Raw genomic sequence first — 11657 nt, forward strand, 5'->3', positions numbered from 1 at the left:
ATCTTAACTTTTCTTTATTTTTCCAAAGTGGCTAACTTGTTCTTGCAATTTGCGAAGAAAACACAAATCATAATCGGTGTGTTTTTTTATTAAGAATATATTAGAAATTGTCGGTTACATAACGAAATTCTTATATTAATATAAAATGTTTCAATACGTAAATGATAATTAAATTGTTGTTAAACTAATATTTATAGTAACTAAATTTAAATATTGCTTTTTTTTATTGCTAGAAAAATCCAAATATATTATATTAGCTTTACCTTATTAGTTTATTAAGGAAAATTGTTTTTCGGAGGGAAAAATTATGAAGTTAGCTAAGACTGTAATTGTATCTGGACTATTGTTTTCAAGCGTTTTGGGGAGCGTGAATGTTGGTACCATTACTACTATGGCAGCAGAAACTGTAAACCAGAGTCAGGCGTCTACAGATACAGAAAAGATTAACGTTCAATACTATATTGATGGCAAAAAGATTGTCGATAGTATTCCAGGATTTAAAAAAGAAGTGGAAGTTAATAAAAATCAAAATTCAATATCGTTCGATGAACTAAAAATGGTAGGAAATACTAGTGATTACTATGTGGCAAATGCTACCAGTTTTCCCATTAAAGATGGTAGCATTGAGGTAAATTTATCTGTAAATACCAATGAGTATAAAAAGGTTAGAATTAAATATGTAGATGAACAGAACACGACTATTGGGTCAATGATTATTACTTATGTAAAAAACAATGAAACTGTGTTAATGTTAACAAACTATAATGCTCCTATAGATTATAAGTTTGTAGGTGTACAAAAGGGTGCAATTGATAAAAGGGGTATTGTAACTTTTAAAGTAACAAAGAAACAATCTGCACCAACTCCTACACCAGCACCAACTCCTAGTCAACCACAGACACCAACTACACCAGCACCATCGCACCGCCCATCAGGAGCACATTATACAATCCAAAGAGTTCGTATCACATTCGTTGATCAAAATTCAAAGAATTTAGTAGGCTACAAGCAAGTAACAGGAAAAGCCTCATTCTCAACAAAGATTGAAGCACCTAAGGGTTATTCATTCACAAATGAAAAAGATGCTACAATCAAGTTTGATAAAAAGGGTAACAAGGACATTAAGATTTTTGTTAAGAAGATGACTAGTGCACCTGTTAAACATGAAGGCGTAGTTACAACAACTAACGGTTCATACAAGCGTCTATACACTCTTGAAGGAAAGATGATTACAAACCGTGCCTTGGGTGTTAACTCAAAATGGTATACAGACCAATACGCTACAATCAATGGTGAAAAAATGTACCGAGTAGCCACAAACGAATGGGTTAAAGCAAGCGACGTTTTTTAATCACAATTCAGTAAATTTTGGCAAAATAAGCATTAAAAAAAGGCGATACTATGGCAGGTATCGTCTTTTTGTTGTGGCTAAAAGTATTGCAACAAGTCACTTTCAGTCAATTTATCTTTTTCGGCTTTATTTAAATCAAGGATGATTTCACCCTTTTTCAAAACAATCAAACGATTACCATATTTCATAGCATCGGATAAATCGTGGGTGATCATCATACAAGTCAATTCTTTTTCCAAAATAATCTTGTTAGTTAATTCCATTAAATCCTTGCTAGTTTGAGGATCAAGTGCGGCGGTATGTTCATCCAGCAGTAATAATTCTGGACGTTGAATGATTGCCATCAAGAAACTCAATGTCTGTCTTTGACCACCGGATAACTTTTCAGTGAAAGTATTCAAACGATTGTCCAGAGTAGGCAAGTTGGAAATTAATTTTTGAAATTCGGGCATATTTTCTTTTAACTTACGTAATCTTAAACGTCTAGGTAAACCACGGCGCTTGGCTAATAATAAGTTTTCAGCAACGGTCATTCGAGGAGCCGTTCCTGATTTTGGATCTTGATAAACTCGACTGATGTGACGGCTTCTTTTGGCAAGATTTTCACCAGTGATGTCGTCTCCGTTTAAAAGTATTTGGCCAGAAGTTAATTTGTTAGTTCCCGTAATAGCGTCTAGTAAAGTTGATTTTCCGGCACCATTAGTTCCTAAAACGACTAAGAAATCTTTGGGATTGATAGTTAGATTGATGTCATTGAGAATATTGAGATTATCGTCGTCATTGTAAATAGTTTTGACGGCATGTTTAATTTTTAGTAATGGTTTCATTTAGTTTTAACCCCATTTCTCATAGTTTTTAAGAATTGTGCACGAATCGTTGGTAGTGCTAGACATAATGCCAAGATGATAGCTGAGATCAACTTCAAATCGTTGGTATTGAAGCCTAGTTGTAAAACAATCATCAAAATTAAACGATAGACGATACTACCAATAACAATAGTAATTAGACGGATACTTAATGAAACATCGGGATAAATTACTTCACCGATAATGATGGCAGAAAGGCCGATAACGATGACACCGATACCCATGTTGACGTCCGCAAAACCGTTTTGTTGAGCAATTAAGCCACCCGTTATAGCGACGATTCCGTTAGAAACCATCAAACCGATGAATTTCATAACAGTGGTGTTGATACCAAGGGATGCGGCCATTGTTTCGTTGTCACCAGTAGCGATAACAGCTTGTCCTTTTTCAGTATTCAAGAAAATGATCAATAAGAAAATAATAATGGCGATGATGATGATACCTAAGATGATACCGTTGAAATTAGTAGGTAATTTATCTAAACCAAATTGATTGAAGATATTAGTAGATTTAGTTAATGACATGTTAGCTTTACCCAAAATTCTCAAATTAATGGAATAAAGTGCTGTCATTGTTAAGATACCAGCTAATAGGATAGGAACGTTTAATTTGGCATATAGAAAAGCTGTCGCAAAGCCAGCTAAACATCCGAAGATAAAGGCAATTAAGAGTGAATAGAGCGTTGAATGACCACTTTGAATTAGACTGACGGCTGTTACAGCACCTAATGGAAAACTTCCTTCTACGGTCATATCAGGAAAGTCGAGGATTCTGAAGGTGATGAATAATCCGATGGCCATGATGGACCAGATGAAACCTTGACTGATAGTAGAGACGATTAGATTCATTTGAGGATTTGTCCTTTCTTTTGAGCTTCTTTAATGAGTGAGTCAGAGAATTGAATATTGAGTTTCTTAGCCATTTTTTCGTTGAGCATTAAATGACCTTTCTTCATGAAAGTAACAGGAGTTGTGGCAGGATCTTCTTTGTGCTCGAGGATTCTGACAACGTGTTTACCAGTTTCTTCACCGAGTTCGTATTGGCTCAAACCAACTGTTGCGAGTCCGCCATCTTTAACCATGGTTGTAGCAGCTGGGAAAACGGCGATATTTTGTTTAGTGGCGATAGATGATAGTAGTTTCATACCAGAAGCAACGGTGTTGTCAGTTGGAACATAGATTGTTTGAACGCTCTCAGCTAAAGCAGTTCCGACTTGTTGGATATCGTTGACAGAATTGATACTGGAAACTTTGACATTAAGGCCTTGTTTCTTAGCGAGTTTTTGCATCTTCTTCATTTGACTAGTTGCGGATGCATCGCTAGATGTATAAATAATACCGATAGTTTTGAGGTTAGGAATGACTTGTTTCATTAATTCTAGTTGAGCTTCGAGCGGTGCTTGATCGGAAACACCAGTGATGTTCTTGCCCGGTTTCTTGTTGTTACTAATGATGCCGGCACCTTCAGGATCCGTTACAGCTCCCATAACGATAGGAATTTTGGAAGTAGCGTTTTTGAGTGATTGAACAGATGGAGTAGCAATACCGACGGCTACATCGACATTGTCTTGAACAAATTGTTTACTGATAGTCCGTAAATTACTTTGGTCATTTTGGGCGTTTTGGAATTCAATTTTGATATTCTTGCCGTCAACGTAACCATTCTTCTTCAAAGTATCATTGATTCCTTTATTGATTTGGTCCAAAGCTGGATGCGACATCAACTGTAAGATACCAACTTTAGGGATGGCATTTTGTTTCTGACTGTCAGCTCTTCCTGTATAAAAATATGCAAAAATCAAGAACATTGCTAGTGCTATAAGTGTTACGTAAAGTCTTCTCGTATGTTTCATCGTAAAATCTCCCCCGAATAAAAAAGACAACCCCAGAATTTTGTGGGATTGTCTTAAAAAATAAAATACCCACATGGCTAAATTGTTAAAACTTATCCATGCGGGCTTAAAATTTCATAGTTTAATAGGCCGACACGGATTCAATCCACTTCAGACTGAATCCATCTCGGACCAATCTGAATTATCGGCTTTGCCAACGAACATTTACGATGTTTAGAGAGTTAAATGATTTCATAATATTTTCTCCTAACAAATTTGATGTCTCAAATATATTTCAATAATCACGGATTGTCAACCACAAATTGTTAATACGAAAATTATTAACTTTTTTCTGAAAAAACATATAATGTAGACATCAGCAGAAATGCGAGGAATTTTTATGAAAAAAAATATACGGACACTCTTATTAGTTGGACTGTTAGTCATTTTGGCAACGGTCTTTACTCATTTCGACAGTTTTTTGTACAAAAATCCTGTTATGAAGGTCCAAGAAGTTCAGGTTTTAAATAAGGATACGTCGACTGATCAATATAAAAATACTGATACGCAAATTACTCAACGTGTCAGTGGAATTTTATTGAATCGTAATCACAAAAAAGTGACTTTTAGAAATACGTATTACAAGTCACAGTTGATCGATACTAAGTATACAAAAGATCAACAGGTGATCTTGACTAAATCAGGTAAACACTATACTCCACAAAATGTTAAGCGTGATACCACTATTGTCTTTGCCACTGGCTTAGTTATTTTCTTATTGTTCTGCATGAAATTCGACCGGCGTAGGTTATTTATTAGTGTTTTGATCAACGCTGTAATTTACTATGGTTTTGTTCAAATCATTATTAAAACTCATGACAGCATTTTATTGCCATTAACCGTTATAACGGCTTTGCTGATATCTGCAACGGCGTTATTAGTTATCTTAGGACCGAGCTATCAGGCTTTGATGGCTTACTCGAGCACTATTTTATCAACGACAGCAGCAATTTTGCTGAGTGTTTTTGTCTTGGGATTGTCTAATTATAGTGGGATACATTTGGAACTGACTGATTTTGAACTGCAGCCATACTTAAGCGTCTTTTTGTCACAAGTTATCTTCAGTGTTCTAGGTGTTATTTTGGATGAAACGATGGATATTTCTTCGTCATTGATTGAAATGAAAAAAGAAGTTAAAGATATCGCTGAAAAAAAGTTATTTAAATCGGGCATCAATATTGGTAGAGAGCTGATAGGACCATTGATTAATATTTTGCTATTTATTGTAATCGCTGAAGATTTAAACGTAGTTTTACTATATTTAAGCAATGGCAATTCTGTTGGTTACACGCTAAACATGACTTTGAGTTTAGGAATTACTCAGTTGTTGATCAGTGCAATTGGAATCGTTTTGACTGTACCGATAACAAGCTTTATTGCTAGTCGAATAATTACAAGGAAGGTGAAATAATGTTGTATCTATTTTTGACCTTTGTTGTCTTATTGTTGATGGTTATGGGAACTCGAGGGTTTACCTTACTGTTTGGGTTAGGTATCAATGTGATTTCAGTTTTGGCTTTGTTAATTTTGATTGCTGATGGCTTCAATATTTTAATAACGACGGGAATTATCGCCATGGTTATTTTAGTTGTAGCAATTTATATGAATGTCGATAATGGAAAAACTGCCAATACGGCTTTCAAAACGTCTTTATTAATAATGGTAGTAATTTTATTGATCACAATACCTTTGGAATTTTGGGCCAATGCGCAAGGCTTAGCGGCTGAAAACCAAGATGAACTAGAATCATTTTCTTTGGCAGCGGGAATCTCATATCCTCAATTAGCCATTTCTATTATCGTCATCAACAGTTTAGGTGTCATTTCGGAAACTAGTGTTGCAATTACGAGTGGTTTGAATGAAATCGTCGAAAATAAGCCAACTTTGACACCGATGGAAATCTTCAATGATGGTTTTTCGGTCGGTAACAAGATTTTGAATACGCAAACCAATACGTTATTGTTCAACTTCTTCTCATCGACGTTCCCATTGTTCTTTGTTATTCATTCACTGGGTTATGGGTTAGGTGAAATCGTGAATGATAAGTTAGTGGTGGCAGAGGTGTTGACTACTTTGATTTGTACAATTGGGGTTATTTTGACTGTGCCGATTACTTCTTATTTAGTTTATCGGGAATCGAAAAAAGTTACCGCTAACTAATTTTTTGTAACCGTTGTCAAACAATGATTTTCCTTTTAAGATTGAGTTAATGAATAAAAGGGGGAATTCGAAAATGGCAAAGAGTGATTGGTGGAAAAAGTCAGTCGTCTATCAAGTTTATCCAAGAAGTTATCAAGATAGTAATAACGACGGGATCGGTGATTTGCCCGGTTTAACTAGTCGTTTGGCTTATATTAAAGATTTAGGTGCAGATGTGATTTGGTTGAATCCAATTTATAAGTCACCTGACAAAGACAATGGCTATGATATTAGTGATTATCGTAGTATTCAACCGGAATATGGAACGATGGATGATTTTGATCAAATGCTCCAACGAGCTCATAGTCTAGGTTTGAAAATTATGATGGATCTGGTTGTAAATCACACATCTGACCAAAACAAGTGGTTCCAAGAAAGCAAAAAATCAAAAGATAATCCATATCGTGACTATTATGTATGGCGTGATCCAGTAGATGGACATGAACCTAATAACTGGGGTTCATATTTCAATGGTTCTACTTGGAAATTTGATAAAACTACTGGACAATATTATTTACACTTATTTGCCGAAGGACAACCTGACTTAAATTGGGAAAATCCTAAAGTACGTGATGAAGTTTGGAGTATTATGCGTTTTTGGCTCGACAAGGGCGTTGATGGTTTCAGAATGGATGTTATTAATTTGATTTCTAAACCGCAAGGACTTCCAGATGGTCAAAAAGCCCCTGATGAAAAATACGCTGATGTTGGGAAAATAGTCGCTGATGGACCGCGTTTGAACGAATTCCTACAAGAAATGAACCAGAAGGTTTTATCAAAATATGACGTTATGACGGTTGGTGAAATGCCCGATTCGACACCAGAAGATGCCATTAAATATACTGGTTTGGATTCGCATGAATTGAACATGGTCTTCCAATTTGATCACGTAGCATTGTCTGGTAATCCTGATAAACGTTTAGGTAAATGGTATGATGAACAGATTAAATTGGTAGATTTGAAGAAATCATTGAGTACTTGGGAGACTGAACTTGATGGTAAGGGTTGGAATAGCTTGTATTGGAATAACCACGACCAACCAAGAGCGGTTTCTAGATTTGCGACTGACGATCCTAAGTATCGTGTTAAAGCTGCCAAAATGTTAGGAACAACTCTGCACATGATGCAGGGAACTCCTTATGTTTATGAGGGTGAAGAATTAGGGATGACCAATGTTCATTATTCTAAGCTTTCCCAGTTTGAAGATGTCGAATCGTTAAACGCTTATCATGAATTTGTGGACGATGAGAAGATTGTTGATAAAGATTCAATGTTGAAATATTTGTCCTATAAATCCAGAGACAATGCTAGAACGCCAATGCAGTGGGATAAAACTAAGAATGCTGGTTTCACTAGTGGTAAGCCATGGTTTGATTTGAATCCTAATTATCAAACGATTAATGCTCGAGATCAAATTGAAGATTCTGATTCAGTATTTAGTTATTACAAGAAATTGATTGATTTGCGTCACAAGACTGATTTGATTGTTTATGGTGATTATGAGTTGTTAGATCCAAACGATGAAGAAGTATTTGCTTATAAACGTCGTTATAACGATGAGACTTTATTAGTTATTAGTAATTTTACTGATAAAGAAATTACTCGTGATTATGGTCAAAAAGATGGTCAGTTGTTAATTAGCAATTACGATGATGATGAAAATATGAATTTGAGACCTTATGAATCGAAGGTTTACTTGTTTAGATAAAGTAAAAGAGACCTGATAATCGATATCAAGTCTCTTTTTTAAAATTTTTGTCCAGCAATCTCAGCTTCATCATAAGCATTATCCAATATTTCAATAGCATTGATTGGGTCAACGTCCATGCCTTCAGCGAAAATACTAGAATAGTCATCAACGCCAATCACATGTAGCATCATCTTGAGATATTCATCGGCTAAATCTTTAATCTGTGGGTCGTCAGTTGAGGCATTCTTATGATATCTGTTACCACTAGCTTGCAAGTGAATTGCCTTTTTGCCGTGTAGTTTGTTCAATGACCCATGTAGCGTATCGTGAGAGGCCATGATCATATCAATGTAACTTTTCATTTCGGCAGGGATGAAGAGGTTATACATTGGATTGACAAAGACGTATTTGTCAGCGTTGTTGAATTCATCGATCCACGTTTGACGAGCATCATTAAAACGTTTTTCATCGACGTTTAGGTCACATTTGGCTAACTTTTTGTTATAGATTGACACGGCAAATTTGTTCAAAGGGTACGGCATGTATTCAGAAACGTTGTGAATTAGGACTTCATCATTGGGATTAGCTTTTTGATAGGCATTGATAAAATATTTGTATAATTCGTGAGTTGATGAACCTTTTTCGGTCAAAGGATGGGCATATATTACAAGTATTTTTGGCATAAGAAATTCCTCTTGTTTAATAATTTATTTACATTATAAACTAAAAAAAGACAGTTATTTCAAAAAATAGAAATGAAATAACTGTCTTTTTATTGTGATAAATTCTTAAAGCTTATGGCAAATCATTACCAGCAGCGAAGTAAACGTCGTACCACTCTTGTTTAGTAAGATCTACGTCTCCACCCTTGGCACTATCAGCAATGTGTTCAGGATTCATAGTACCGATAATGACTTGAATATTGGCGGGATGTCTTAAGATCCAAGCAGCCGCAATCGCATTTTTACTTACACCATACTTATCAGCGAGTTCTTGAAGAACTTTGTTTAATTCGGGGAACTTGTCGTTGTTGATGAAAGTACCAGCAAACATGCCATATTGGAATGGTGACCAAGCTTGAATCGTCACGCCCATACGTCTGGAGAACTCAAGGATACCACCATCATGATTGATAGAACGAGTATCAGTCATGTTCGTGTGCATGCCAAAGTCAATCATACCAGTGTGCATAATGCTGAATTGAAGTTGATTGATCATTAAACGTTGGTCGATTGCTTCTTGAACGAGTAAGAATTGCTGAGGATTAAAATTAGAAACACCGAAGTGACGAACTTTACCAGATTTTTGCAATTCATCGAAAGCTTCAGCGACTTCATCAGGTTCCATCAATGGATCTGGGCGATGCAAGAGGAAGGAGTCAAGATAATCGACACCTAAACGTTCTAGTGATCCATCAACTGCATCAATCAAATGTTGCTTTGTGAAATCATATCTCTTGCCAGAAATAATGCCACCTTTTGACTGGATGTATAGTTGGTCACGATTTACGCCGCTTTGCTTGAGTGCTTGGCCGAAGATTTTTTCTGAATCCCCGCCACCATAGATGTCAGCTGAATCAATAAAGTTGATACCGCTATCATAAGCTGTGTCGATAGCTTTAGCGGTCTGATCCACTGTCAAACTGTTCATACGCATGATACCCAGTGCAATGGCTGAGGATTGCCAGTTACTATCACCAATATAACGTTGTTTCATTTATTTTTGCCTCCAATATTTCAGTATCATCTTAATTATTGTGGGTTTTGTGGGGGATGTCAATTGGTTTGTTTGCGGTTACATCGAATTGAAGATATAAAAATAGAAATTTTATTTTTTATAGATATTAAGAATAAAATCTTGCTTATAAATTAATGTAAGCGCTATAATACAAGTGTCCAATTTCTTATTAGTAATTACAATTTCTTATAAAGAAACGGGGCAGAATAATGAATAAGGAACACGTTTTACACAATGTTAAGAATAATGGTGTTGTTGCAGTAATTAGAGGAAAAGATATGGAAACTGCTTATAGAACTGCCATTTCTTGTATTATTGGTGGGATTAAAAGTATTGAAGTAACTTTTACTGCACCTAATGCTGATAAAATAATCTCTAAATTGAAATCAGACTATCCTCATGATGATTCATTAGCAATTGGTGCGGGGACTGTTTTAGAGCCAGTATCTGCAAGAATTGCAATTATGGCAGGGGCTGATTTTATTGTTTCGCCAACTTTTAATAAAGATGTAGCTTTAATGTGCAACTTGTACGGTATCGTTTATATGCCAGGTTGTATGACAGTTACGGAGATACAAACTGCAATTTCTTACGGTTCGGATATAGTCAAAGTATTTCCCGGAAGTGTATTAGGTATGAATTATATATCAGCTGTTAAAGCACCATTGCCACAAGTGAATATAATGCCAACCGGTGGAGTATCGCTTGAAAATATGAAGGATTGGTTTGCTAAAGGAGTTGTTGCTGTTGGAGCGGGTAGTTCTTTAACCGCACCAGCAGACCACGGTGATTTTGATAAAGTTACCGAAATAGCTAGAAAATATTGTGATGAATTTACAGAAATAAAAAAGACAAAAAAATAATGATAAAATGTTTATAATTTCTGTATAATAAACCATTAATTTATAATTGTAATATAAATTAATAAAGTTTTAACGTGGAAGGTACACTAATTATGACAGAAGGAAAAACATATGGGACAGTTTTGATAAAGGCAAAAACTATCTTAGATTATTTGATGTCGAAAGGCACAGGTTTAACACTAAAGGATATAAGCGAGGGAATACATTCTCCCAAATCTACTACTCTTAAAATTTTAAATACTATGTCTGAACAAAATTTAGTTTGGAGAACGGATGATACAAAGAAATATTATTTTGGAACCGAGTTAATAGGGTATGGTCAAAGGGCATTAGCCGACTTTGATATTAGTCGTATTGCATTACCTTATCTTAGAGAATTAAGAGATGAAACTGAAGAAACGGTTCATTTAGGAATTGAGCAAAACAATAAGGTCGTCTATCTTCAAAAACTGGAAAGCCCTCAGAGTGTAAATTTGAAATCTCGAATAGGTGGGAAACTAAATCTATATAGTTCAGCAATGGGTAAGGCATTATTAGCAAAAAAAACTTATGATGAATTGGATGAATATTTATCTAAAGAAACCTTAAAACCACTAACTAAATATACTGTTACAAGTATTGCCGATTTATATGATCAAATAGAGACTACTAAAAAACGAGGTTATTCTATTGATGATAAAGAAAATCAAGATGAAGTAGTCTGTATCGGAGCTACTTTAGAGAAAAATGGTATTGTTTATGGTGCTTTTAGTGTAAGTACACCAGATTATAGAATGAATAGTAAACGTAAAAAACAAATAATTTCTTATGTCCTTGAGACACAAAAGAAGATAGAACAGGCTTTATAATAGTATTTAATAAAAAAACAATCGAAAAATCGAGACTGCTGAAAAAGTCTGTCTCAGTGTTTGATGAAATCTAAAATAACGATAATTAATCTATTTTTCGATTAATTATCGTTATTTTTTTGTTTCTATTCGTCGTATATTGCTTTATTTTCCATCTATTAGTTTCGTTATTCGCTTGATATTTACACAAAAGAGCGTAATCGCTCCTTGGA

General features: G+C 35.1%; 11 protein-coding genes. 6 read left to right on the forward strand and 5 right to left on the reverse strand.

The annotated features are described in order from the left end of the window. Positions 1-307: 307 nt before the first annotated feature. Positions 308-1351, forward strand: coding sequence for a hypothetical protein (locus FC88_RS09895; protein WP_057815163.1), 1044 nt, complete (start codon positions 308-310; stop codon positions 1349-1351). A 77-nt stretch (positions 1352-1428) separates the two neighbouring features. Here FC88_RS09895 and FC88_RS09900 read toward each other — a convergent pair whose 3' ends face one another. From FC88_RS09900 to trpX, 3 genes are read right to left on the reverse strand one after another with little or no spacing between them, the layout of a single operon-like run. Beyond that, positions 1429-2178 carry an ABC transporter ATP-binding protein gene (locus tag FC88_RS09900; RefSeq protein WP_057815165.1) on the reverse strand — a complete coding sequence of 250 codons (750 nt, stop codon included), beginning with the start codon at positions 2176-2178 and terminating at the stop codon, positions 1429-1431. Further along, a complete protein-coding gene (locus tag FC88_RS09905) occupies positions 2175-3065 on the reverse strand; it encodes an ABC transporter permease (protein WP_057815167.1) in 891 nt (296 codons plus the stop codon). Before FC88_RS09905 ends, FC88_RS09900 begins: the two co-directional genes overlap by 4 nt. After that, the gene (trpX, locus tag FC88_RS09910; RefSeq protein ID WP_057815169.1) at positions 3062-4069 is read right to left on the reverse strand and encodes a tryptophan ABC transporter substrate-binding protein; all 1008 of its coding nucleotides are present in this window, start codon (positions 4067-4069) and stop codon (positions 3062-3064) included. Before trpX ends, FC88_RS09905 begins: the two co-directional genes overlap by 4 nt. A gap of 379 nt (positions 4070-4448) precedes the next feature. On the opposite strand from trpX, the gene FC88_RS09915 reads away from it, so the two are divergent. The 3 genes from FC88_RS09915 to FC88_RS09925 all read left to right on the forward strand — a co-directional run bounded on the left by FC88_RS09915 (position 4449) and on the right by FC88_RS09925 (position 8015). After that, positions 4449-5519 (forward strand): YibE/F family protein, encoded by a 1071-nt coding sequence (locus FC88_RS09915; protein WP_057815171.1) that lies wholly within the window; start codon positions 4449-4451, stop codon positions 5517-5519. Further along, on the forward strand, positions 5519-6268 hold the full coding sequence (locus tag FC88_RS09920; RefSeq protein WP_057815173.1) for a YibE/F family protein: 750 nt from the start codon (positions 5519-5521) through the stop codon (positions 6266-6268). The genes FC88_RS09915 and FC88_RS09920 overlap by 1 nt, the downstream gene beginning before the upstream one ends. A gap of 73 nt (positions 6269-6341) precedes the next feature. Beyond that, positions 6342-8015: a glycoside hydrolase family 13 protein gene (locus tag FC88_RS09925; protein WP_057815175.1), complete on the forward strand. Its 1674-nt coding sequence runs from the start codon at positions 6342-6344 to the stop codon at positions 8013-8015. A gap of 38 nt (positions 8016-8053) precedes the next feature. Here FC88_RS09925 and FC88_RS09930 read toward each other — a convergent pair whose 3' ends face one another. Both FC88_RS09930 and FC88_RS09935 read right to left on the reverse strand, forming a co-directional pair. Continuing rightward, positions 8054-8680 carry an FMN-dependent NADH-azoreductase gene (locus FC88_RS09930; RefSeq protein WP_057815177.1) on the reverse strand — a complete coding sequence of 209 codons (627 nt, stop codon included), beginning with the start codon at positions 8678-8680 and terminating at the stop codon, positions 8054-8056. A 112-nt stretch (positions 8681-8792) separates the two neighbouring features. Beyond that, positions 8793-9713: an aldo/keto reductase gene (locus FC88_RS09935; protein ID WP_057815179.1), complete on the reverse strand. Its 921-nt coding sequence runs from the start codon at positions 9711-9713 to the stop codon at positions 8793-8795. A 230-nt stretch (positions 9714-9943) separates the two neighbouring features. On the opposite strand from FC88_RS09935, the gene FC88_RS09940 reads away from it, so the two are divergent. Together FC88_RS09940 and FC88_RS09945 are read left to right on the forward strand one after the other, a co-directional pair. Continuing rightward, positions 9944-10597, forward strand: a complete 654-nt coding sequence (locus FC88_RS09940; RefSeq protein ID WP_057815181.1) for a bifunctional 2-keto-4-hydroxyglutarate aldolase/2-keto-3-deoxy-6-phosphogluconate aldolase — start codon at positions 9944-9946, stop codon at positions 10595-10597. A gap of 92 nt (positions 10598-10689) precedes the next feature. Then, positions 10690-11445 (forward strand): IclR family transcriptional regulator, encoded by a 756-nt coding sequence (locus tag FC88_RS09945; RefSeq protein ID WP_057815183.1) that lies wholly within the window; start codon positions 10690-10692, stop codon positions 11443-11445. Positions 11446-11657: the final 212 nt, after the last annotated feature.

The organism is Companilactobacillus futsaii JCM 17355, assembly GCF_001435505.1.
Taxonomy (GTDB): domain Bacteria; phylum Bacillota; class Bacilli; order Lactobacillales; family Lactobacillaceae; genus Companilactobacillus; species Companilactobacillus futsaii.